This is a genomic window from Paraburkholderia atlantica, assembly GCF_009362785.1.
Lineage (GTDB): Bacteria > Pseudomonadota > Gammaproteobacteria > Burkholderiales > Burkholderiaceae > Paraburkholderia > Paraburkholderia atlantica.
This window is the reverse complement of the sequence record NZ_WHNQ01000004.1, coordinates 137,144-161,397: the sequence shown is the minus strand read 5'-3', so window position 1 is coordinate 161,397 and position 24,254 is coordinate 137,144. Positions and strand designations below refer to the sequence as shown.

Genomic DNA, 24,254 nt, shown 5'->3' with positions numbered 1-24,254 from the left:
CGTGAATCGTCCGCCCGTGCAGTGCTGTCGAATTTGACCGCAAGACCCGGAGTGTTTTCCCGCCGCCACACTCGTACACTAAGCGCATCGAGCTATCTACTTTCGCGGCGCGGGCAACGAGCCCGGCCGCCCTCTCATCGACGATGAACGCTATCGCTCCCACCCAAACCATCGACCAACGCGTCGACGCACTCGACTGGCCGCGGATCGAACATGATCTGGATCAATACGGCTGCGCCGCCGTGCCGCAACTGTTGACGCCGCGCGAATGCGACGCGCTGAGCGCGCTCTACCCACGCGACGCGCTGAGCGCGCTCTACCCACGCGACGCGCTGTATCGCAGCCGCATCGTCATGACGCGCCACGGTTTCGGCCGCGGCGAATACAAGTACTTCGCGTATCCGCTGCCGCCGCTCGTCGACGGCTTGCGCGGCGCGCTGTATCCACATCTCGTGCCGGTCGCGAACCGCTGGAACAGGGCGATGGGCATCGACGTGCGCTATCCGCCGAAGCACGCGGAATTCATTCGACGCTGCCATGATGCCGGCCAGGTGCGGCCGACGCCGCTGATCCTGCAATACGGCGAAGGCGATTACAACTGCCTGCATCAGGATCTGTACGGCGAACATGTGTTCCCGCTGCAGGTCGCGGTGCTGCTGTCGGAGCCGGGGCGCGACTTCACCGGCGGCGAGTTCGTGATGACCGAGCAGCGTCCGCGCATGCAGTCGCGCGCCGAAGTCGTGCCGCTCGCGAAGGGCGACGCGGTCGTGTTCACGGTGAACAGCCGGCCGGTGCAGGGCACGCGCGGACCGTATCGCGTGAATCTGCGGCATGGCGTGAGCCGCCTGCGCTCGGGGCATCGGCATACGGTCGGCATCATCTTTCATGATGCGTTGTGAGGATCGAGGCCGGCGCAATGGCGCAACACTGCGCGCCGTGAGACGATAAGCTCCACGATTGCAGCGATCCGCCGCCATTGTCGTAACGCCCGTCGCCTCGTCCCATGGAAAACCTGCTCAAGAAACTCGATCTCACTTCGCTGCGTCTGTTCGTCGCCGTTTGCCAGGAGCGCAATATCGCGCGTGCTGCGGAGCGCGAGTTCATCGCGTCGTCGGCGGTGAGCCGGCGCATCGCCGAGATCGAGGCGCTGATCGGACTGCCGGTGATTCAGCGGCAGTCGCGCGGCATTACCGTGACGCCGGTCGGCGAAACCGTGCTGCGCTACGCGCTCGCGATCATCGGCAATATCGAGCAGATGAGCGCGGAGTTGTCGCGCTTTTCGACGGGCGTCAAAGGGCGCGTGAGGGTGGTCGCGAATCTGTCGTCGATCGTGCAGTTTCTGCCTGAAGACGTCGCCGCGTTCGGCCGCGCGTTCCCGGACGTATCGATCGAACTCGAAGAGGAAAACAGCGCGGACGTGCTGCGTATCGTCGACGAACACGGTGCGGACTTCGGCATCTGCAATCCGGTTGCGGGCAGCGAGGCGTTCGAGCAGGTGCCATACCGGCAGGACCGGCTCGCGGTACTCGTGCCGGGCGGGCATCGGCTCGCCAGCGCGGCACGGGTGAGCTTCGACGATCTGTTGCACGACAGCTTCGTCGGCTTGCGCAGCGAAAGCGCGCTCACGCGCTTGCTCGCCCAGCAGGCGGCGAGCGCGGGCCGGCAGCTCGACGTGCGGATGCGCGTGAGCAGTCTCGATGCGCTGTGCCGGATGGTGCATGCGGGGCTCGGCATTGCGGTCGTCCCCGAGCCGGTCGGCCTGCTGTACGTGAACACGCTCGACGTGCGGCTCCTGCCGCTTGCCGATCCCTGGGCCGAGCGTCATCTGATCATCATCTTCAAGGCGCGCGAGCAGTTGAGCGCGAGCGCGGCCGCGCTGGTGTCGTTCCTCGGCAATCAGCCTTAGTCGATTCCCCCACACGGACGTCGCGCCGCGGTTCCTCCATCGAGCATTAGCGAAACGAGACGGCAGCGTTGCCGTATCGGCACTTCGGCATCGGCCTTGCGCGCCGTATAGTGGGCGCAAGGAGAATGCAGTGATGAGCGATACGATTCGTTTGGATGGCCGCGTGCTGTACCTGTCGCAAGACCCGGCCGTGATCGAGGCGCAACTGGCCGGCGAAAACTTCACTCGCGACACAGCGGGGCCGTTGCGCGACAACGTGTCGACCGACGAGATCACGCCCGTCACTGTGATGCTCACCTACGACGAGCGCCTTGGCCAGTACCCGTACGTTGGCTTCAAGGCGGGGGAATGTCTGCCGATCGGCCGCAACGCGGTGAAGGACGGCGGCTTTCGCGTGACGGTGGCGGGCAAGCGCTATGGCAAGGGCTCGTCGCGCGAATCGAGCCCGCTCGCGGAGTTGTCCGCGGGGATTCGGCTGATCGTTGCCGAGAGCTTCGAGCGTATCTATCAGCAGAACTGCGACAACATCGGCATTCTGACCACGACGGATTTTTCCGTCCTCGATCGCCTGCTCGCGGGTGAAGCGGTTCCGATCGACGAGTTCCTGAAGGGCCGCGACGCGCTCACGCAGCAGATCATCCGCAGCGGCGGGTTGCTCGCGTATAGCAAGTTCGCGGACTGGCCGGCGCCGGCCGAGCGCGCGAACAATGCCGCGACCGACGCGCTGGGCGCCGAGCCGAAAACGCTGGTCGAGAAAATCATCGGCCGTCATCTGCATCCCGGCACCGCGAGCGCGCAACGCGGCGACGGCGTGTTCATCGCCGCCGACTGGCGCTTCAGCCACGACTATTTCACCGGCATGTGCGCGCATCTGATGCATCGCGCGTTCGGCAAGCCCGCGCCGCTGCATGCGCCCGATCACATCATCGCGTTCCAGGATCATCTGGTGCTCGCGCCGCAGAGCATCCCGCACGTGCGCGACGGTCTGCTGCCCGGCGTCGCGAATCTGATGGAAGGCCACACGTCGTTTTCGCGCGACTACCCGGTGCGCTCGCACGGCGCGCTCGACGGCGTGCCCGGCTCCGAGGGCATCTGTCATGCGTTGATGGCCGAGCAATACGCGCTGCCGGGACAGGTCGCGTGCGGCACCGATTCGCACACGCCGCATTCGGGTGCGCTCGGCTGCCTCGCGTTCGGCGCGGGCGCGACCGAAATCGCCAATAGCTGGGTCACCGGCTACGTGCGCTGCAAGGTGCCGGAGACGCTGCGCATCGAGATCGACGGCCAGTTGCGCGAAGGCGTCACCGCGAAGGACGTCGTGCTGCATTTGCTGCGGATGGAAGCGATCCGCTCGGGCGGCGCGATCGGCCTCGTGTTCGAATACGGCGGCGCGGCGGTGCGCGCGATGTCGATCGATGAACGCGCGACGCTGACCAACATGGTCGCGGAGCTCGGCGGCTTCACCGGCATCGTCGAGCCGGACGAGCGCACGGTCGCGTTCCTGAAGGAGCGGCGCGGCGTCGATTTCGTGCTGCAAAACTGGATGAAAAGCGACGCGGGCGCGAGCTATCGCGACACGATCCATATTGATGCGAACGCGATCGAACCGATGCTCGCGCGGCCGGGCGACCCCGGCAACGGCGTGCCGGCGCCGCGGCTCGAACAGGACGTCGCGATCGATATCGCGTACGGCGGCTCGTGTACCGCGGGCAAGCGCGAGGATTTCGATTTCTATCACGAGGTGCTGCGCTGGGGCGTCGAGCACGGCCTGCGCGTGCCGGAGCGCACGCGTCTGTATCTGCAGTTCGGCACGATGGCGGTGCGCGCGTATTGCGAGGAGCAGGGCTATCTGCCGGTGTTCGAGCGCGCGGGCGTGACGCTCGTGATGCCTGGCTGCGGCTCGTGTGCGAATTGCGGACCGGGACAATCGGCCAACCCGCACGATGTGACGATCAGCGCGATCAACCGCAATTTCCCGGGCCGTTCTGGACCGGGCAACGTGTGGCTCGCGAGCCCGTACACGGTCGCGGCGAGCGCGCTGGCCGGGAAAATCACCACGTTCGAACAATTGCAGCGCTCGCACGGCTAGAATGCTGGCCGAACTCCGGCCGGGGCAACGTGATGCGTGCGACGCGCGACTAAACGCAAGGCCGGCATCGGACCGGCCGCGGCGAGCGATCAGCGCGCCGCAAAAGCAGTCGCAACAGAAGGAGACAGACAACATGGCATCCCCCGATCACGCGGGGTCCGTCGCACGCAGCGGCGGCAACGCGGCGCATTCCACCGACGCGGCCGGCAGTGCCGCCCGCAGCACCGCCGCTCAGGCGGCGAGCCACGCATCGCTCGACGCCGGCAGCATTTCGGCGCGCCTCGACCGCTTGCCCGCCACCCGCTCCATCTGGAAGCTCGTGGTGCTGCTGAGCCTCGGCTTCTTCTTCGAACTCTACGATCTGCTGTACTCGGGCTATGTCGCGCCGGGCCTCGTGAAAAGCGGCCTGCTGACCGCGACCACGCGTGGCCTGTTCGGCTCGACCGGCGTCGCGAGTTTCATCGCCGCGCTGTTTAGCGGCCTGTTTATCGGCACGATCGCGTGCGGTTTCCTCGCGGATCGCTTCGGGCGGCGCGCGGTGTTCACGTGGTCGCTGCTTTGGTATACCGCGGCGAACGTCGTGATGGCATTCCAGGAGACCGCTACGGGCCTCAATTTCTGGCGCTTCGTCGCCGGTGTCGGCATCGGCGTCGAGCTGGTGACGATCGGCACGTACATCTCCGAGCTGGTGCCGAAGCAGATTCGCGGCCGCGCGTTCGCGTGCGAGCAGGCGGTCGGCTTCACGGCGGTGCCAGTGGTCGCGTTTCTGTCGTTTTTGCTGGTGCCGCGTACGCTGTTCGGTCTGGACGGCTGGCGTTGGGTCGTGCTGATCGGCGCGCACGGCGCGCTATTCGTCTGGTGGATTCGCCGCGCGTTGCCGGAGAGCCCGCGTTGGCTCGCGCAGCAAGGACGTCTCGCCGAAGCCGACCGTGTGATGAGTGCGCTCGAGGAGAAGGTGCGCCACGAATACGGCCGCGAGTTGCCGCCGCCGGCGCCGCCGGTGGCGGTCGCACCACGCGGCAGTTTCCGCGACATGTGGGTGCCGCCGTACCGCAGCCGCACGCTGATGATGACGATCTTCAATATCTTCCAGACGGTCGGCTTCTATGGCTTCGCGAACTGGGTGCCGACGCTGCTGATCAAGCAGGGCATCACCATTACCACGAGCCTGATGTATTCGAGCGTGATTGCGTTGGCCGCGCCGATAGGTCCGATCATCGGGCTGTTTATCGGCGACCGCTTCGAGCGCAAGACGGTGATCGTCGTGATGGCCGGCGTCAATATCGTGTGCGGGTTGTGGTTCAGTCAGGCATCGGGCGCGGTGCTGCTGGTGAGCCTCGGGGTGTGCCTGACACTGGCTGGCAACATCATCTCGTACAGTTATCACGCGTATCAGACGGAACTGTTTCCGACCAGCATCCGGGCGCGCGCGGTCGGCTTCGTCTACTCGTGGAGCCGTTTTTCCGCGATTTTTACGGCTTTTATGATCGCGGCCGTGTTGCGCTATTTCGGGACGACCGGCGTGTTCGTGTTCATCGCCGGTGCGATGTTCATCGTGATGCTGGCGATCGGTTTGATGGGACCGCGTACAAAAGGACTTGAACTCGAAGCAATCTCCAAATAGAAGGGCATTTGGAGCAGCGCGTGAAGGCGCCCGTCTGGGATTCTTATCGTTTGACCGATCTCTTGACGGGCGGCGTAGCCTCGATTTTTAGGTTCAGCTGACTCGAGCCAAATCTCTCAAAGCCTGATGGCGGAAAAGTCCCTGATCAGTACCTTGGCTTCGCCGACGTCGGGTTGGTCCGCTTGGTCGATGGTGTCGGCATTTCGAATCAGAGCGCCGAAATCAAGCCCCGTTTTCCAGCCTTGGTTCCTGCCGCCGATTTCCAGACGACGATCTTGAAGAATGACGATGGTATTTGTACATCATCGGCCCACAGGTCGATCTTATCGTCGAAGACGGGGCCCTGAATCACGCACAGCCTGCGCTTCGTTTCGTTGTCCAGTACGCCGTTTTCTAGCACGTAACGCTCGAGGCCTTGCCAATACACGGCGCTTTCATTGAAACGGAAGTGTTGCGGTGAGCAGTTCGAGAAATGAAATGTATCTGCGTTGGCACGTTCGGCTTCATCCGGTGTGCCCCATGTTGGGTCCGATCTACGCGTCAGATGACCTCGGTCGGAGTAGGTCGACCACTGCGAGTAGAACGTCTGATCCAGGAAAAAACTGTTGCTTACGCGTGGGCTCGTCTGCGCGCAATGATGCAATCTGCTTCGCAAGGCTACCTGGCGGCGTTCTGGTTCCGTTTCGGCGACGCGGGACCGGATTTCATCTATCGTTTTCTTCTCCATCGAAGATTCTCCATTCGCTTTATTCGATCACTAGATACGAAATTGACGTTGACTCGATGCACTGATCGTCTTTCGACGCAAGAACCACGCTTTTGACTTTGCCTACTGCTCATAACGTAGGCTTGAAAAGGCGACAACTAACTTTGATATTTCTATTTTTCGAAGCGCTTTACTACGGCTGTCACAACGCGGTCATGCAGTAGATCGCACCTTTCCAGGTGTGCTCGCGAGTTCACTTTTCACGAATATCGCATTGTCAGCGATGACTCGCTTATTCGTTGTCCCGTTTTAATCTGATTTCAATACGGGAGTCTTTTTCGACATGCCGTTCGATTTTCCAGGTAACAATAGGAGATCCCGAATCGACGCGAATGAGGTGGATAACCCCTTGTGTGCCCTGGCGCACATAGTGCTGGACAGCTCGGTATGCAAACTGGGAAGGAGCTTCAACGGGCGAGGGGCAGTTGCGATCTGCTTATGATGGTTAAAAAAGGAGGCTAGCCGACAGAAGGTTTTTTCCTTGCAAAACCATCCAACCGGGTTCGCTTTTTTAGCAACAAATTACAACCGGTTGATTAGTACGATTCGGCCGGCACTCTGAAAAAATCAGCCGACATGGTATGCCGTGAAGCGGAAGTACTAGACCTTTCACTTTGAAAGATCTATAAAAAGAATGTGTAGAATCAATCGGACTTCCATGAGCAGATCCGGCTCTTTTCCGCTCCGATAATCTCCCATCCCAATACGTCTATTGCCTTCGGGTAGCGGTCTGCCCGAACGATGTCGCACGCTTGTCTACAGCAGACCGCGACGCAGGTAAAACAGTGAGGAGGTGGAAGACCATGAAAAACAAAAGCAATGCTGGAAAGTCGATCGCCATGGTGATAGGAAGCCTTGTTTGGGTATCGTCCGCATTGGCCCAGACGCTTCCAAAGAGCGGCGTCATCGAAGCGACCTACACGGCGGCAGGTTCAGATGTGAAAGACATAATCGTCACTGGCGACGACGCTGTCTACCTGTTCGAGTCGACGTTATTGTTAGCTAACAATCCTGTTTCCCCCTTAATGCAGAACGTAACCGCGCGCTGTGCAGAGGTCGGCTTGAGCGGAGCGACCGCTACTGGTTACTGCGTATACGCAGACAAAGACGGCGACAAGTTCATTGAGTCATTCACATATCAGGTAGGCGAGACCAAGGGAAAGGGCACGCTCGGGTCCGGTACCGGAAAATATAAGGGCATCGAGGGCCAATTGGTCTGGGAGCAGGTGCGGGCTTTGCCATCGGATAAAGGCACTTTCAACTACATCGGCAAAAAGACCGGTAGCTATCGAATCCGTTGAGTTTTCGCCGGAGTCATCCGCATACACATTAGCCGGGGCCATGCGTATCGGCTGTGTTTCGCCCATGAAGCGACTTCCGTCTCCGCGATTTTCAATGCCGTTTCCAGAGCTTTCCGACGCGCGAATCGCTGCTCGAGGTGACGGTTGCTGAACGCGTACAGTCGACCATCGATGGACACTGATCGGTGCCTTCGCCCTGGCATTCGAGCGTCTGCGGTCCCTTCCACGCCTGCCATGCGGCCTTGTCGAGTGATGGGCGATTGCGGGCGCTCAGCGGCATAGCCGAGCGAGCGCACCGGATACTTCCGCTTCTCAGACGACGCCTCTTCCGCTAGTGGGATCACTTGACGGTGATCGTCCCTTGCACAGTTCGAGCGCGAATTATGGCCCGCGCGTGGCACCAGGCGGCCACGCGTGCGGCGGGTGCGCAAACTGCTATGCGGGGACTATCATAAATTCCGTTCCCTGCTTCTCACCTCCTTGCCGATGCTGGAATGAGCGGCGCCGCGACGCTATTAAGCAAATCCGCGAGCTTCGTGGCAGCGCCGGAGCTGGATGCTGTGAAGGCAATGCGTGGAAGGGTGGATGCACGGTGCGACGTAAGAATTGGAGGATCGAAAATGAGCGACCAGGGTAGCAAGGACGCGGACTCCCACCAATGTTCCCATGATCACCACGCGAATCCGAATGCTTCTGCGCCCGAAAGCCATGCCGGGCACGAGCACAATCATGGCCATGCGACTCCCACCACCGCGACGCAATCGAAGGACCCGGTGTGTGGCATGACGGTTACAGAAGCATCGCAATTCCATAGCGAACACGATGGAGTCCAGTACTTCTTTTGCAGTGAGTCGTGCCGGGGGAAGTTTCAGGCTGAGCCCCTGAAGTACGTCGCGCCCGCACCCGTGGAAGTTGCAGCCGCCCCGGAAGGCACCATTTACACCTGCCCGATGCACCCCGAAATTCGCCAGGACCGCCCGGGCAATTGCCCAAAGTGCGGCATGGCTCTGGAGCCTCTCATTCCAGGGTTGGACGACGAAGAGAATCCTGAACTCGTTGACTTCCGCCATCGCTTCTGGTGGACGCTGCCACTGACTGCTGTGGTATTCATCCTGGCCATGTTCGGGCATCTCCTTGGCTGGATGGAGGCGTCTATCCAGAGTTGGGTGGAATTGGTTCTCTCCACTCCCATCGTCCTTTGGGCTGGCCTGCCGTTCTTTCAGCGCTGTGTGCAGTCATTCATCAATCGCAGCCCCAACATGTGGACGTTGATTGGACTGGGCACGGGCGCTGCCTATCTGTACAGCGTCACCGCGACGGTTGCGCCCAATGTCTTTCCGGCAACCTTCACAGCCCAGGGGCGAATCGGGGTGTACTTCGAAGCTGCGGCGGTCATCATCTCGCTGACGCTGGTCGGACAGTTGCTGGAATTGAAAGCGCGCTCGCAGACGTCGGCTGCTATCAAGTCGCTGCTCGGACTGGCACCGAAGACGGCCCGACGCATCAACCGGGACGGCAGCGAGGAAGATGTGCCACTCGCCCACGTACACGTTGGCGACATGCTTCGAGTCCGGCCGGGCGAAAAGGTGCCGGTCGACGGCGTTGTGACCGAAGGTTCGAGCGCCCTGGATGAGTCGATGATTACCGGCGAGCCGATTCCAGTCACCAAGCGTGTTGGCGACCACGTCATCGGCGCCACGATGAACACCTCTGGGAGCCTGGTCATCGAATCTGAGAAAGTCGGCTCTCAAACGGTCCTGTCCCAGATCGTTCAGATGGTCGCCCAGGCACAGCGCTCCAAGGCACCGATGCAGAGGATGGCCGACAAAGTAGCGGGAGTATTCGTTCTGGCGGTGGTTGGTATTTCACTACTCACCTTGTTCGTCTGGGGCTTCTTCGGCCCTGAGCCGAGCTGGGTGTATGGTCTCGTCAACGCGGTGGCCGTCCTCATCATTGCGTGTCCGTGTGCTCTTGGACTTGCAACCCCAATGTCCGTCATGGTGGCGAGTGGCAAAGGGGCATCGAACGGTGTGCTGTTTCGTGATGCTGCGGCCATCGAGCATCTGCGGAAAGTCGATACGCTAATTGTCGACAAGACTGGCACCCTCACCGAGGGGCGGCCGACGTTCGAGCGTGGGATCGGTACGAACGGTTTCGCGCAAGACGAAGTACTACGGCTGGCGGCAAGTCTGGACCAGGGCAGCGAGCATCCTCTCGCGGCAACTATCGTCGAGGCGGCTCGTCAGCGAGGCCTTGCACTCGAGAAGGCGGAGCAGTTCGAGTCTGGAAGCGGCATCGGGGTGCGAGGCATTGTTGGCGGCAGGAAACTCGCACTCGGCAACACGGCATTGATGCAAGCGGAGGGGATTGCGACGGCCTCTCTGGCCAACGACGGTGACGCGTTACGCGCCGAGGGCGCCAGCGTAATGTATCTGGCTGTTGACGGAGAGCTCGCAGGGCTTCTTGCTTTATCAGATCCGGTGAAGGCGACTACGCCGGAAGCGGTTGCCAAGCTCAAGGAAGAAGGCATCCATGTCGTGATGGCCACAGGTGACGGCGTCGCGACGGCGAAGGCTGTGGCCGCCAAACTGGGCATCGAGGAATTCCACGGCGAGGTAAAGCCGGCCGATAAGCTGGCTCTCGTGTCGAAGCTCCAACAGGACGGCAAGGTCGTCGCGATGGCCGGCGACGGAATCAATGATGCGCCGGCGCTCGCCAAGGCCGATGTGGGCATTGCCATGGGAACAGGTACGGATGTCGCCATGAGCAGTGCTCAGGTGACCTTGGTGAAGGGCGACCTGCGCGGGATCGCCCGTGCCCGGAACTTGTCGGAGGCGACCATCCGGAACATGAAGCAAAACCTTGGCTTTGCCTTCGTCTACAACGCGTTGGGCGTTCCCCTTGCCGCGGGGGTACTGTACGCACCCACGGGTATGTTGCTTTCGCCCATGGTTGCCGCGCTAGCGATGAGCCTGAGTTCCGCATCGGTGGTGGCGAACGCATTGCGCCTCCGGAAAGTCCGGATTTGACGCTTCGTCCGGGCGGAGCTTAGGCACGAAATGTGTGCACAGCGCTCCCGTTAGGCAGTGAAGTGATGCAGCCAGGCAAAGCTTGTTGCGTCGCAATATCGCAAAATCCGCACGCGATGCTGATCAAGCGCTCCGACGGGAGACGATTTCTACATAGCGAAGGCCGGCTTCGAGCCGGCCCTCCGCCATGTGTGCCGCGTTGGCACGTCAGGTCCCGACGGGCCGGATAGACAGCGCGTTCTTGACCGAAGTTACACCGGGTACACCTTTTGCCACCTCGGTTGCCCGGTCGCTCTGTGCCTGAAGCGGTACGCTGCCCTGAAGCGTCACAGCACCGTCGCGGGCGCGAACCGTAATATTGGACGTCGAGATGCTCCTATCTCTCACCAGCGCATTTCGAACCTGGCGTTGTAGCGCCCGGTTCGCTGCTTTCATCGACTTGTAATGCGAGCGGGCTTCGGGCGTCGTGGTCGGGGCAGACTCAGGCGCATTAGCGTTGCTCGCCTGCGCAAAGGCGTGAATCGAACCCGAAATCAGAAGGGCGGCACTGACCAGTCTGACGGCGTGGATTGCTTTCATGCATCTTCTCCTGTCGTTGCAGATCGTTGGGCTACAGACTCGGGGATATCGCACAGGCCCCCGCAATTTTTCCGGGGCGGATCAAATGGCACTATAGGACAATAAAGGGTTTGGTCAAGAAACAATGGAAATCAGGCCAATTGCGCGGACAAGCAACGATATTAGAATACTTCAAATTATGATGGCGCTCTAATTCCGTTGATAGCGTTACAAATCAAAAACTAAGGATTAGTTTTTTTCCGCCTTTAATCATGGATTACTTATGCCTGATTGACATATTTAGCCATCCGGGATGTGGCGGCAAAGTTACATTTGGGCATAGAGCGCCCGCCGATGAAGAGGCTCAGCCGCCGTCCGTGATGAAGTAGGCAATTCGTCCATGGTCGCAGCCGCGCGCTCGCCGCCACGATCAGAACAACTGTTTCTGCCCAGACATCAGCGTCGTGAAATCGTCGCGCAGCAACGGCAGAATCGCGTCGGCCACCGGCTGCAATTGCCGCGTCAGATAGTGCTCGTAGTCGATCGCCGAGCGCAGCGTTTCGAGCGGCTCGGGGCCGGCCACCGTGATCACGTAGCTGATCCAGCCGCCGTTCTGATATTGCAGCGGACGTCCCTGCTGGCGATTGAACTCATCGGCGACGCGTGCCGCGCGCACATGCGGCGGCACGTTGCGCTCGTAGGCGTCGATCGGTCTGCGCAGCTGCTTGCGATAGACGAGCTGATCGTCGAGCCGGCCCGCGAGGGTGTCGCGCACATAGTCGCGCACGTAATCCTGATACGGTTGCTGCTTGAAGATGCGCCGATACAGTTCCTGCTGAAACTGCTGCGCAAGCGGCGTCCAATCGGTGCGCACGGTTTCCAGCCCTTTGTAGACCACGTCCTCGCGCCCGTCAGGCAGTACCGTGAGGCCTGCATAGCGTTTCTTGCTGCCTTCCTCTGCACCGCGTACCGTTGGCATGAAAAAGCGCCGGTAGTGCCGCTCGAATTGCAGTTCCAACGCACTGTCGATACCGAAGCGCGCCTCCAGCTTCTGGCGCCACGCCGCGTTGATATGTTCGACGAGCGCGCGGCCGATGCGCGCGGCGTCTTCCTCGTCGTGCGCGTGCCTGAGCCAGACGAAGGTCGAGTCGGTGTCGCCGTAGATCACTTCGTAGCCTTGCGCCTCGATCAACTCGCGCGTCGTGTGCATGATCTCGTGGCCGCGCATCGTGATCGACGACGCCAGCCGCGGATCGAAGAAGCGGCAGCCGGTCGAGCCGAGCACGCCATAGAACGCGTTCATGATGATCTTCAGCGCCTGCGACAGCGGCTTGTTGTGCTCGCGCTTGGCCGCTTCGCGTGCCTGCCACACCTGCGCGACGATCGACGGCAAGCAGTGACGCGTGCGTGAGAAGCGCGCGCCGAGAAAGCCCGGCACCGAGTCCGCGTCGTCGGGATGCAGCATGCCTTCGACGAGACCGAGCGGGTCGATCAGAAACGTGCGAATGATCGACGGGTACAGGCTCTTGTAGTCGAGCACGAGCACCGAGTCGTAGAGGCCGGGCCGCGAATCCATCACGAAGCCGCCGGGGCTCGCGGCGCCGGCCACGTCGCCGAGATTGGGCGCGACATAACCCTGCCGATGCATGCGTGGCATGTACAGATGCGTGAATGCCGCGACCGAGCCGCCACTGCGATCGGCGGGCAGGCCGGTCACGGTCGCGCGTTCGAGCAGGAACGGCAGCAGCTCGGTCTTCGCGAAGATGCGCGTGACGAGCTCGCAGTCCTTCAGGTTGTAGCGCGCGAGGGCGGGCTTGTCTTCGTCGAAGCGGCGCTGGATTTCGTCCATGCGCTGATACGGGTTGTCGATCGCCTTGCCTTCGCCCAGCACCGAGCGCGACACGTATTCGAGGCTGAACGACGGAAAGCTCCACGTCGCCGACCGCAATGCCTCGATACCGTCGATGACCCAACGACCCGCCACACTGGCGAAAAAGTGATTGCGCGTAACGCCATGTTCGCGCCACTCCATCACCGCGCCGCCACGGCCGATACGCAGTGGCACGCGATACTGCTCGGCATGTTGTTGCAGTACCTTCAGATCGAACTGCACCAGGTTCCAGCCGATGATCGCATCGGGATCATGCCGCTCCATCCACTCGATCAGTTTTTCGAGCAATTGTGCGCGGGTTTCGCAGTATTCGAGCTTGAAGTCGAGGGCGTCGGCAGCGTTGCCATTCGACGGTCCGAGCATATACACCTGCCGCTCGCCGCAGCCTTCGAGCGCGATCGAATAAAGCTCGGCATGCGCGCTCGTTTCGATGTCGAGCGATACGAGCTTCAACGGCGGACGATAGCCGTTGGCCGGTTTGAGCTCGCCATCGAGCCACGGGCTGGCGCGCCCCGGACCATCGTTTTGCGGCACGCCGCTGAACCACACCGGTGCGGTGATGAAGCGCTCCATCATGTAGCGCTCGGGCGGCTGGATATCAGCTTCGTAGACATCGACACCGCCTTCTCTGAGGCGTTTCTCGAAGCCCTTCAATTGCCGGTATTGCGCACAGTAAAGCCCGTTGACCGGCCGATGCTGGAAGTCGCGCAATTCGAGCGGCCGCAAATCGAGCGGCGCGTCGCGGCGAAGAATCGTTTCGGCCCGTTCGCGATGTTCGGCTGGAATGAAGGCGGTGGACGGCTGAGGGCGCAGACGGATGTGGCGCGGCCCGCTGTCCGTCGCCAGCCAGAACTCGATTTCCGTGCCGGCGGGTGTGTCCCGCCAATGTCGGGTCAAAATGAAACCCTGCTCGAACTCAGTCAAACTTCCACCTTTGATGCGGCGCAATCGCCTTGCGCGATTTTACCGCCGCGGGCAGCGGCTGTTGAGCGGGCAAAGAAAAGGGCGCTTCAAATTGAAGCGCCCAAACGGCACTGCTCAGCCCGCTGCCGGTTCGCTCAGGCTTCGAGTGCCAGCGTCGCGAACGTGGCGAGCCAGTGCTCGCCCATGTAGTCGCCGGCCACATGCGGCAGCGCACAGTGCAGATGACGCTCGGCCGCTTCGAACAGCACGGTGCGACGCACGTCGCCGGCGGGCAGCGCACGCGCGAGCGCACGCTGGCACCACGCGCGGCTCAGATTGAGGCCGTCCAGATGCGCAATCTTGCCGTCGCTGCGATCGGTAACGGTGACGGGCTCGAACAGCGTTGCCGGCTTTTTCGCGCCGAGGTGCGGCAGGAAGCGTCCGAACCAGTCGGCGAACTGCGCGGACGGCAACACGCGCCGCATCAACTCCGCTTCCATCAGCGACGGCGACAGGAACTCGTCGCCGGCCGGCTCCCACGCCTGACACGCGACGTCGTCCAGATACCAGCGCTCCGCGGTGCTGACGATCAGCGCCTCGAGCGATTCGCGCGAGGTATGCCGCGCGAAATCGAGTGTCAACGCGAGTGCGAACGCCATGTTGAAGTGCGTGCCGACGCGCAGCGGATAGGTCGCTTTCGGCAGGAACTCCTCGAAGCGTTCGACGAACGTCTCGGTGAGCGGCGCGAACGTCTTGGACCAGCGCGCGGCTTCGGAGATCTTCATCGACTGCAGCTGCGCGCTGAGCGCGAGCAGCCACGCCCAGCCATACGGCCGCTCGAAACCGCGGTTGTGCGGCAGGTCCAGATACGCGAGTTCGCCGGCGACGTTCGCCTCGTTGAAATGCTCGTCGACCACCGCGACGATGCGCGCGGCCTCGGGCAGATCGGGGAAGCGTTCGAGCAGATGCAGAATCAACCAGTACCCGTGCACGCACGAATGCCAGTCGTAGCTGCCGTAGAAGATCGGATGCAGGGCGCGCGGACCCTGTACGTCCTGCGGCCCTGCGAGCGAGTGCGTGAGCTTGTTCGGGTATTCGCGCGTGAGGTGGGCGAGCGCGACATTGGCGAATCTGGATGCGAATTCGCGGGTGAGCTGGGTGGTCATCGACGGCTCCTCAGAAGCGGAATACGAACAAGTACAACAGTATGGTGTTGACGATCGGCAATAGTAAAGCTGTCGGCCATTGCGCGTTGATCACGCCGTTCTGCTCCTTCAGTTCGAGCAGCGCGGCGGGGATGATGTTGAAGTTCGCCGCCATCGGCGTGATCAGCGTGCCGGAAGCGCTCAACCCGTGGTGATTCCCTCCGACGTCAACTGCCGCAACTGCTCCAGCAGCTTGACCGCCGGACTCGGCAGGATGCCTTGGCGCCGCCGGAACGCGGTCAACGTGCGCCGCCCGACCACGCCCGGCACGCCGAGCGTATCGAACACGCCGGCCTTGCTTTCGGTCACGTACATCGTCGACGCCATCCAGCTCAGAAAGCCCGAACGCGCGACCAGACTCTTCAGCGCCGTAACCGAGCGCGTTTCGACGACGACATTCGGCAGTCCCAGCCCGCGCTCGGCGAACACGCTCTGCATGTGCTCGAACGGCCCGGTGCCGCGCGGCGGAATCGCCCAGCGCTCGCCCAGCGTGTCGGCCAGCGTGAGGTCGGGCTTACCGCGCAGCGGATGATCGAGCGCGGCGACCACGTAGCTCTCGTCTTCCCAGCGGCAATCGGCGATCGCGGTGATTTCGTCGGTATCGGGTACGGCCATGCTGAGCGCGAGATCGATCTGACGTTTGACGAGCGCATCGGCGAGCCGGTCCCACACGCCCTCGATGATCTCCACGCGCAGGTTCGGCCACTTCGTCAACACGCCGCTGACCGCGAGTGGCAACAACAGACTCGCGATGCTGCCCACCGCGCCGACGCGGATCGTGCCGCGCGCGAGGCCGCGCATCGCGTCGATCTCCTCGCGTGCCTGTTCGGCTTCGCGCTGCAGCAGGATTGCGTGCGGCAGCAGCGCCTCGCCGACCGCGGTCAGGTGCATGCCGCGCGAGTGCCGCTCGAACAGCGGCGCGCCGACCTGTTCCTCGAGACGACGGATGGTCCGGCTCAGCGCCGGCTGTGTGATGTGCAGCGCTTCGGCGGCGCGTCCGAGGCTGCCGCTCTCGACGATCACCGCGAATGCCTGCAGTTGTTGAAGGTTGTAAGTCATGCCAAAAGGTAATGCCTTTTAGCGAATTAGGCAATTTTCGGTTACCCCGGCGGCCGTGATAATGGCCTTTCGATTTTTCGCCCTCACCGCACAGGAGGCCTCGCATGACAGGCAGCGCGCCGCAGCACAAGCCGGCACACACAAAAGAGCAGGGCACCCAATGGAGCGTCCGAGACGCAGTCATCGAGTTCGCGCGCCGCGTCGGCATGACGTCGATCTTCGCGAACCCAGGCTCGACCGAACTGCCGATGTTCCGCGATTTCCCCGCGGATTTCCGCTACGTGCTCGGTCTTCAGGAAGCGGTCGTGGTCGGCATGGCCGACGGCTACGCGCAGGCCACCGGCAACGCGGCGCTCGTGAACCTGCATTCGGCGGCGGGCGTCGGCAACGCGATGGGCAATATCTTCACCGCGTTTCGCAACCGCACGCCGCTCGTCGTCACCGCGGGTCAGCAGGCCCGCTCGATCCTGCCGTTCGACCCGTTCCTTGCCGCGACCCAGGCGACCGAATTGCCGAAGCCCTACGTGAAATGGAGCATCGAGCCGGCCCGCGCGCAGGACGTGCCGCTCGCGATCGCGCGTGCGTACGCGATCGCGATGCAGGAGCCGCGCGGCCCGGTGTTCGTGTCGATTCCCGCCGACGACTGGGATCAGCCGGCCGAACGGGTGGCCGAGCGCGAAGTCGCGCACGTCATGCGTCCCGATCCGGCGCTGCTGGAGCGCATCGGCGCCGTGCTCGATGCGTGCGAGCGGCCTGCATTCGTGGTCGGCGGCGCGGTCGATCGCGCGGATGCGGCGGCGGAAGTCGTCCGGCTCGCGGAGCGGCATGCCGCGCGCGTCTACGTCGCGCCGATGACCGGGCGTTGCAGCTTCCCCGAAACGCATCGGCTGTTCGCGGGCTTTTTGCCGGCGATGCGCGAGCGCATCGTCGAGATGCTCGGCGCGCATGACGCGATCTTCGTGATCGGCGCGCCCGCGTTCACGTATCACGTCGAAGGCAGCGGTCCGCATGTGCCGCCGGGCGCGCGGCTATGCCAGTTGATCGACGATCCGGGCGTCGCGGCATGGACGCCGCAGGGCATCGCCGCGGTCGGCAATATGCGGCTCGGCGTGCAGGACCTGCTCGCGCGCGCCGCGCCCAAAGCGCGCGAGTTGCCCCCGCCGCGCGCGGTGGCGCCGCGTGCGCTGCCGCCCGCGCAAGGCGAGCGGATGTCGGTCGCATTCGCGTTGCAGACACTCGCGGAAGTGCGCGATCCAGAATGCGTCGTCGTCGAGGAAGCGCCGAGCTCGCGGCCTGTCATGCAGACCTATCTGCCGATCGCGCGTGCCGGCACGTTCCTGACGATGGACAGCGGCGGCCTCGGCTACGGCATGCCGGCGGCGGTCGGCGTCGCGCTGGCGAGGCCGGGAGAGCGCGTGATCGCGCTGATCGGTGACGGTTCGAGCATGTACTCGATTCAGGCGATCTGGAGCGCGGTGCAGATGCGGTTGCCGATCACCTTCGTGATTCTGAACAACACGCGCTACGCGGCGTTGCAGGATTTCGCGCCGGTGTTCGGCTTCGCGCCGAACGAGACCGTGCAGGGCACGGACCTGCCGGGGCTCGACTTCGTGACGATCGCGGCGGGCATGGGTTGCCCCGGCGTGCGCGTCAGCGAGGCGGCTGAGCTTGCCGGCGTGTTGCGTCGCGCGTTGAACGCAGTTGACGTGAAAAGCGGTCCCACGCTCGTCGAAGCCATCGTCGCTTAACGGCGCTTCCCGTTCACGAACAAGGAGACAAACACATGACGAAAACCGTATCGATGCTGATTGGCGGCGAACAGGTCCAGGCACGCAACGGCGCGACGTTCGAGCGCCGCAATCCGCTCGACGGCGAAGTCGCGACGCGCGCACCGGCCGCGACCGTCGAAGATGCCGTCGCCGCCGTCGATGCCGCAGCGGCCGCCTTTCCGGTGTGGTCCGCGCTCGGACCCGGCGAGCGCCGCGCGTTGCTGACGAAGGCCGCGCACGCGCTCGAAGCGAAGGCCGACGCGTTCGCCGCCGCCATGGCGGCCGAAACCGGCGCGTCGGGCATCTGGGCCGGCTTCAACGTGCATCTCGCGGCGGCCGGGCTGATAGAAGCGGCCGCGCTGACCACGCAGATCGCCGGCGAACTGATTCCGTCTGACGTGCCCGGCAGTCTCGCGATGGGCGTGCGCCAGCCCGCGGGCGTCGTGCTCGGCATCGCGCCGTGGAATGCGCCGGTGATTCTGGCGGTGCGCGCGATCGCGTTGCCGCTCGCATGCGGCAACACGGTCGTGCTGAAGGGCTCGGAGATCTGCCCCGCCACGCACGGCCTGATCGTCGAGGCGATGCAGCAGGCGGGTCTGCCGCGCGGCACCGTGAACTTCGTGACCAATGCGCCGGCCGACGCCGCGCGCATCGTCGACGCGATGATCGAACACCCGGCCGTGCGCCGCGTGAACTTCACCGGCTCGACGCGCGTGGGCCGCCGGATCGCCGAAACGTGCGCGCGCAATCTGAAGCCCTCGGTGCTCGAACTCGGCGGCAAGGCACCGCTCGTCGTGCTCGACGACGCCGATATCGGCGCCGCCGTCGATGCGGCTGTGTTCGGCGCGTTCGCGAATTCCGGGCAGATCTGCATGTCGACCGAGCGGATCATCGTCGACGACAGCATCGCCGATGCGTTCGTCGAACGGCTCGCCGCGCGTGCGCGCGCGTTGCCGCTCGGCGATCCGCGCAAGGGGCCGGTCGTGCTCGGCTCGGTGGTCGACATGAGCACCGTCGAGCGCTGCAATGCGCTGATCGACGACGCGCTCGCCAAGGGCGCGACGCTCGTGTGCGGCGGCAAGAGCGAGACCACCTTGATGCCCGCGACGCTGCTCGATCGAGTGACGGCGAACATGCGCATCTATCACGACGAATCGTTTGGGCCGGTCAAGCCGATCGTGCGCGTGCGCGGCGAAGAAGCCGCGATAGCGTGCGCGAACGACAACGAGTACGGCCTGTCGGCGGCGGTGTTCAGCCGCGACGCGGCGCGCGCGCTGAACGTCGCGAAGCGCATCGAGTCGGGCATTTGTCACGTGAACGGTCCGACCGTGCACGACGAAGCGCAGATGCCGTTCGGCGGCGTGAAGGCGAGTGGCTTCGGCCGCTTCGGCGGCAAGGCGGGGATCGCGGAGTTCACCGATCTGCGCTGGGTCACGCTGCAAACGACCCCGCGTCACTATCCGTTCTAACTGCCGACAACAAAAAAATCGAACAACGCGCGTGCAGCGCAAACAACGGAGACCTGTCGATGAATTACGTTCCTCCGGCTTCGGCCGCGCCCTCGACCTCGACCGCGCGCGACAACGTGGCGCTCGCGGGCATCGCGCGCGGCGGCAACACGGTCGACATCGGTCATGCGCTCGACGACGGCCCCTACACGCTGCTGCAGAAAATCGCGGTGGTGCTGGCGGCGCTGTCGATCGTCGTCGACGGTTTCGACAGCCAGCTGATCGGCTTCGCGATTCCGATGCTGATCAAGGAGTGGGGCATCACGCGCAATGCGTTTGCGCCGGTGGTCGCGTCGGGGCTGATCGGCATGGGCATCGGCAGTGCGTTCGCGGGGCTGTTCGCCGATCGCTTCGGCCGCCGCTGGGCCGTGATCGGCAGCGTGTTCGTGTTCGGCCTCGCGACCTGCGCGATCAGTCTCGCGCCGAACGTCGCGGCCATTGCGACGCTGCGCTTTATCGCGGGGCTCGGCATCGGCGGCGCGTTGCCGACGTCGACGACGCTGACCGCCGAATTCACGCCCGCGCGCTTTCGTACCTTCGCGGTGACGGCGACCATTCTGTGCGTGCCGCTCGGTGGCATGGTCGCGGGATTGTTCGCCGGGCAGGTGCTGCCGGTTTATGGCTGGCGCGGTCTGTTCGTCGCGGGTGGGGTGCTGCCGCTCGTGCTCGGCATCGTCCTCGTCGCCGCGCTGCCGGAATCGCCGCGTTTTATGGCGCGCCGTCCGCATCGCTGGCCCGAACTCGCGAAGCTGCTGCGGCGCATGGGGCGGGACGTGCCCGCCGATGCGAGCTATACCGACGTACGCGAACAAAGCGCTGAGAAACACGTTGGCTTCACTGCGCTGTTCCGCGATGGCCGTTCGCGCGACACCGTCGCAATCTGGGGCGCGTTCTTCATGTGCCTGCTCGCTGTGTACGCGGCATTCAGCTGGCTGCCGTCGATGCTGACGAGCGAGGGTTTGAGCGTGTCGCTCGCGGGCTATGGCCTGAGCGCATACAACCTCGGCGGCGTAATCGGCGCGGTGCTGTGCGCGCTGGCGATCGGGCGCTACGGCTCGCGCTGGCCGTTGCTGCTGTGCTGCGCGGGCGGCGTCGCGAGCGCATGGATGCTGCTCGGTGTCAGCGCGACGCGGCATACGGCGCTGATGATCGTCGGTCTCGGCTTGCACGGGCTGTTCGTCAATGCGGTGCAATCGACGATGTACGCGCTGTGCGCCTACGTCTACCCGACCAGTGTGCGTGCAACGGGCACTGCGTCGGCACTCGCATTCGGCCGCGTCGGCGCGATTCTGAGCGCGTTCGCGGGCGCCGCGGTGATCACGGCCGGCGGCGCATCGGGCTATCTGCTGATGCTCGGTATCGCGATGGTCATCGTGCTGATCGCGCTGGCGGTGGTGCAGCGGCATATTCCACGGCGAGGCGCCGCGACCGCGCGCTGACCGATGCGAAGGTCCGTCGCGATGCCCCGGCGTGCGTAGCGACGCTATCAACCTCGTTGAATATAAACAGGCAACGCCACCGCATTCGCGGCCGGATCGCCGGCCGCGTTGGTCGGCAAATATTGCGTCTGAAACGCGGTAAAAATCGCGGCGAATCCGTCGGCGCGCTGCACGATCACCGCGCCGTCCTGGAAGGCGCCGTTTTCGTTGTAATGCGGGCCGCGCGGATTGCCCTGATTCATGTGGGTTTCGTGAAGACCGTCCTTCTTCGGCAGAAACAGAAAGCCGAACCCATAGACGACGATACCTGCGGTCGTCGGTGTCCAAAAATCGCGGTTATGCAGCTGACCGCTGCCGTTGTCGTAAGGCAGGCTTTGCGACGGCTTGCTTTCGTCGATGCTCAGGATTTCGTCGATGATGTCGTTGACGTCGGCGCGATTGCCGTTTTGATCCTCGTAGGGGACCGGCCGCATGCGGTGAATGTCGAGCAGGCTGCTGTCCTGGAAGTAATCGAGCCGCGGAAAGCCGCTGGTGTAGAGGCCGAGGTTCAGGGCCTGCAGTTTCGCGGTGAGTGGATCGGCGAAGTTCAGATCTGCATAGAAGTACACGTCGTCGTTACCGCTTGCGCCCGGTTGCGTCGATGCCGAATTGACGACGATATTGAATGGCGTGTTGTCGTTGCCAGTCACCGTAATCACATAGTGCGGACTGCCCACGTACGAATCCTTGAAAGGCGCCGCGCGCAGCAGTTTTCCCTTGAACATGCAGTATTCGTTCATGACTGAATGACCTTGTCGAAGTTGACGAACGGAAAGCGACTCGCACCCACGCATAAGGTGCCAATCGTCGATAAACAGGATCGTGCGGACCGCGCGGCGAACGGCAAACAGATCAACGAGCCGTTTCGAACCCGGCTGCCCACCGAGCCCATTTGACCAGCACTTCGGTCACATCGTCGGGTCGCTCCATCGTGCACATGTGACCGCTTCGTTCGATCACGCGAAGCTTCGAGCCGCGAATCTGCGCGTGCATCTCCTCATGACGCGCCAGCGGACTCCATTTATCATCGCGTCCACACACGATCATCGTCGGGCACGCGATGTCGTGAAGCAGCGCCGTCGCATCGGGACGATCGAGCAACGCACGGATCTGCGCCGCGAATTTATCTGGCGTGCTTCGCTCGATCATGTCGAGCACCGCCTCGTAGACGGCGGAATCGTGGCGGTCAGCGTTGACCATGCCGGGCGCCCACTCATTGCCCATCGCGCGCATGCCTTTCGCGCGCGCGAGTTCGAGCAGCCTCAGCCGCTGCGCGCGCTCGTTTTCGCCGGCCTCGCCGGCAGCGCGCGGAGCGCAACCGGTGTCGAGCAATGCGAGACTGGCGACGCGTTCCGGTGCGCGCCGGAACACTTCGAGCGCGACCCGTCCTCCCATCGAATGACCCGCGACCAGCAGGCGGTCTCCCGAAACCGACTCGAGCACGAACTCGGCCATCGCGCCGAGCGAGTCGCGCATGCCGTAGTCGGGCACGAAGCAGTCGCCGATCGCGCCAAGCGCGCCGCGCTGATCGGCCCACACTGCGTCGTCGCAAAGCAGTCCAGGGAGCAAAACGATTTGGTGGGTCATGGGTGGGTCCTGTGATGCGTTGAACGGATAAAAGAAATCACACTCGATACGACGCCATCGTCGAGTGGTCATTCATCCGCCTTACCATAGCATGCCCATCTGCCGCGCGGTCGCATCGATCGCCGCTTTTGCCTTCGAGACGATTTCGTCGATTTCCGGCCGGCTGATCACGAGAGGCGGCGACAGCAACATCCGGTCGCCGCTCGCGCGCATGATCAGATTGCCGTTGAAGCAGAAGTCGCGGCACAGCGCACCGACATCGCCGCCATTCGCAAAGCGCTTGCGCTCGAGCGGCACCTCGGCGAGTTGCACCCCCGCCACGAGGCCCACGCCGCTGATCTCGCCAACGATAGGATGAGCGGCGAACGTCTCACGCAGTCTCTTCTGAAAGTACGGACCGGTATCCGCTTTGACGCGCTCGACGATCTTCTCGTCGCGCAGCAGTTTCAGATTGGCAAGCGCGACGGCCGCCGCGACCGGATGCCCGGAGTAGGTGAGGCCATGATTGAAGTCGCCGTTGTCGATCAGTGCGCGGGCGATGCGATCATGCAGGCCCACCGCTCCCATCGGCACGTAACCGCTCGTTAGTCCCTTCGCGAGCGTGATCAGGTCCGGCTCGAAGCCGAAGTGCTGATGCGCGAACCATTCGCCGGTTCGGCCGAAGCCGCCGATCACTTCGTCCGCTACGAGCAGCACGTCGTACTTCCGGCAAATGCGCTTGACTTCCGGCCAATAAGTGTCGGCCGGAAAGATCACGCCACCCGCTCCCTGGAAAGGCTCACCGATAAATGCGGCGACATTGTCCGCTCCGAGTTCGAGAATCTTCGCTTCGAGCTGACGCGCGCGAGCCAGCGCGAATTCTTCCGGCGTCTGATCGCTTGCTGCTTCGCCGAAGAAATAGGGCTGATCGATATGCACGATGTTCTCGACTTTCGACGGCATCTGTTCATGCATGTAAGCCATGCCGCCGAGCGTACCGCCCGCGATCGTCGACCCGTGATAAGCGTTCTTGCGCGCGATGACGAACTTCTTCGCTGGCTGGCGTTGCGTCGCCCAGTATTGATGGACGATGCGCAGCACGGTGTCGTTGCCTTCCGAGCCGCTGTTGCAGTAAAAGAAGTGATTGAATGGCGCCGGCGTTAGCTCGGCGAGCAGGGCCGACAGTTCGATCACCGGCGGATGGGTCGTCTTGAAGAACGTGTTGTAGTACGGCAGTTCCTGCATCTGCCGGAAGGCGGCGTCGGCGAGTTCATGGCGTCCGTAGCCGACGTTCACGCACCACAGTCCGGCCATGCCGTCGATGATCTTGTTGCCGTCCGAATCCCACAGGTACACCCCTTGCGCCTTGACGATCACGCGAGAACCCGCGCGGTTGAGCGAGCCCATATCCGAGAACGGATGGATGTGATGCGCGGCATCCAGTGCGCGGTATTCGGCGGTGCTTCGCCATGTGGCTTGCGAGGTCGGCGCGTCTATCGTGCCGCCACGTTCGGGCGTTCCCTTCTCCGCATACATCAAGTCTTCGGTCTTATAGCTCATACTGCCTCCGTCTTTCCAAAGTTCTGATTGACCGATTGGCCC

General features: G+C 63.1%; 17 protein-coding genes and 1 pseudogene. 9 read left to right on the top strand and 9 right to left on the bottom strand.

What is annotated here, in order from left to right; translation table 11 throughout:
• Positions 1 to 143 precede the first annotated feature (143 nt).
• The 4 genes from GCT19_RS07375 to GCT19_RS07360 all read left to right on the top strand — a co-directional run bounded on the left by GCT19_RS07375 (position 144) and on the right by GCT19_RS07360 (position 5,619).
• Complete coding sequence (locus tag GCT19_RS07375; RefSeq protein ID WP_152851508.1) at positions 144 to 899, top strand: 2OG-Fe(II) oxygenase; 756 nt, start codon at positions 144 to 146, stop codon at positions 897 to 899.
• A 104-nt stretch (positions 900 to 1,003) separates the two neighbouring features.
• Positions 1,004 to 1,906 (top strand): LysR family transcriptional regulator, encoded by a 903-nt coding sequence (locus GCT19_RS07370; RefSeq protein ID WP_152851507.1) that lies wholly within the window; start codon positions 1,004 to 1,006, stop codon positions 1,904 to 1,906.
• Positions 1,907 to 2,039: 133 nt separating this feature from the next.
• Positions 2,040 to 3,995 (top strand): aconitase family protein, encoded by a 1,956-nt coding sequence (locus GCT19_RS07365; protein WP_152851506.1) that lies wholly within the window; start codon positions 2,040 to 2,042, stop codon positions 3,993 to 3,995.
• Positions 3,996 to 4,128: 133 nt separating this feature from the next.
• On the top strand, positions 4,129 to 5,619 hold the full coding sequence (locus GCT19_RS07360; protein WP_152851505.1) for an MFS transporter: 1,491 nt from the start codon (positions 4,129 to 4,131) through the stop codon (positions 5,617 to 5,619).
• A 208-nt stretch (positions 5,620 to 5,827) separates the two neighbouring features.
• Here the strand turns inward: GCT19_RS07360 and GCT19_RS07355 are convergent, their stop codons facing one another.
• Positions 5,828 to 6,346: a DNA/RNA non-specific endonuclease gene (locus tag GCT19_RS07355; protein ID WP_085951675.1), complete on the bottom strand. Its 519-nt coding sequence runs from the start codon at positions 6,344 to 6,346 to the stop codon at positions 5,828 to 5,830.
• 842 nt (positions 6,347 to 7,188) lie between these two features.
• Here GCT19_RS07355 and GCT19_RS07350 point away from each other — a divergent pair.
• Complete coding sequence (locus GCT19_RS07350) at positions 7,189 to 7,686, top strand: hypothetical protein (protein ID WP_152851504.1); 498 nt, start codon at positions 7,189 to 7,191, stop codon at positions 7,684 to 7,686.
• A gap of 620 nt (positions 7,687 to 8,306) precedes the next feature.
• A complete protein-coding gene (locus GCT19_RS07345) occupies positions 8,307 to 10,715 on the top strand; it encodes a heavy metal translocating P-type ATPase (RefSeq protein ID WP_152851503.1) in 2,409 nt (802 codons plus the stop codon).
• Between the two features lie 207 nt (positions 10,716 to 10,922).
• Here the strand turns inward: GCT19_RS07345 and GCT19_RS07340 are convergent, their stop codons facing one another.
• The 5 genes and pseudogenes from GCT19_RS07340 to GCT19_RS07320 form a co-directional block, all read right to left on the bottom strand.
• Positions 10,923 to 11,294, bottom strand: a complete 372-nt coding sequence (locus tag GCT19_RS07340; RefSeq protein WP_018434287.1) for a BON domain-containing protein — start codon at positions 11,292 to 11,294, stop codon at positions 10,923 to 10,925.
• Positions 11,295 to 11,703: 409 nt separating this feature from the next.
• Positions 11,704 to 14,088, bottom strand: coding sequence for a DNA polymerase II (locus GCT19_RS07335; protein WP_152851502.1), 2,385 nt, complete (start codon positions 14,086 to 14,088; stop codon positions 11,704 to 11,706).
• Between the two features lie 134 nt (positions 14,089 to 14,222).
• The gene (locus GCT19_RS07330; RefSeq protein WP_152851501.1) at positions 14,223 to 15,233 is read right to left on the bottom strand and encodes a DUF2891 domain-containing protein; all 1,011 of its coding nucleotides are present in this window, start codon (positions 15,231 to 15,233) and stop codon (positions 14,223 to 14,225) included.
• A 10-nt stretch (positions 15,234 to 15,243) separates the two neighbouring features.
• Positions 15,244 to 15,405: pseudogene (locus tag GCT19_RS07325) on the bottom strand (5-oxoproline transporter, DUF979 family subunit); the annotation flags it as partial.
• A gap of 8 nt (positions 15,406 to 15,413) precedes the next feature.
• The gene (locus tag GCT19_RS07320; RefSeq protein ID WP_018434291.1) at positions 15,414 to 16,331 is read right to left on the bottom strand and encodes a LysR family transcriptional regulator; all 918 of its coding nucleotides are present in this window, start codon (positions 16,329 to 16,331) and stop codon (positions 15,414 to 15,416) included.
• 104 nt (positions 16,332 to 16,435) lie between these two features.
• Here GCT19_RS07320 and mdlC point away from each other — a divergent pair, with 104 nt between their 5' ends.
• The 3 genes from mdlC to GCT19_RS07305 are packed head-to-tail and all read left to right on the top strand — an operon-like array spanning position 16,436 to position 21,047.
• Positions 16,436 to 18,079 (top strand): benzoylformate decarboxylase, encoded by a 1,644-nt coding sequence (gene mdlC / locus GCT19_RS07315; RefSeq protein ID WP_152851500.1) that lies wholly within the window; start codon positions 16,436 to 16,438, stop codon positions 18,077 to 18,079.
• A 35-nt stretch (positions 18,080 to 18,114) separates the two neighbouring features.
• Positions 18,115 to 19,569, top strand: coding sequence for an aldehyde dehydrogenase (locus tag GCT19_RS07310; protein ID WP_152851499.1), 1,455 nt, complete (start codon positions 18,115 to 18,117; stop codon positions 19,567 to 19,569).
• A 59-nt stretch (positions 19,570 to 19,628) separates the two neighbouring features.
• Entirely contained in the window at positions 19,629 to 21,047 is a 1,419-nt protein-coding gene (locus GCT19_RS07305; RefSeq protein ID WP_152851498.1) for an MFS transporter, read from the top strand.
• 47 nt (positions 21,048 to 21,094) lie between these two features.
• On the opposite strand, the gene GCT19_RS07300 is transcribed toward GCT19_RS07305, so the two are convergent.
• From GCT19_RS07300 to GCT19_RS07290, 3 genes are all read right to left on the bottom strand, one after another.
• The gene (locus GCT19_RS07300) at positions 21,095 to 21,826 is read right to left on the bottom strand and encodes a DUF2278 family protein (RefSeq protein WP_152851497.1); all 732 of its coding nucleotides are present in this window, start codon (positions 21,824 to 21,826) and stop codon (positions 21,095 to 21,097) included.
• Positions 21,827 to 21,938: 112 nt separating this feature from the next.
• Entirely contained in the window at positions 21,939 to 22,673 is a 735-nt protein-coding gene (locus GCT19_RS07295) for an alpha/beta fold hydrolase (RefSeq protein WP_152851496.1), read from the bottom strand.
• 81 nt (positions 22,674 to 22,754) lie between these two features.
• On the bottom strand, positions 22,755 to 24,212 hold the full coding sequence (locus GCT19_RS07290; protein ID WP_152851495.1) for an aspartate aminotransferase family protein: 1,458 nt from the start codon (positions 24,210 to 24,212) through the stop codon (positions 22,755 to 22,757).
• Positions 24,213 to 24,254 lie beyond the last annotated feature (42 nt).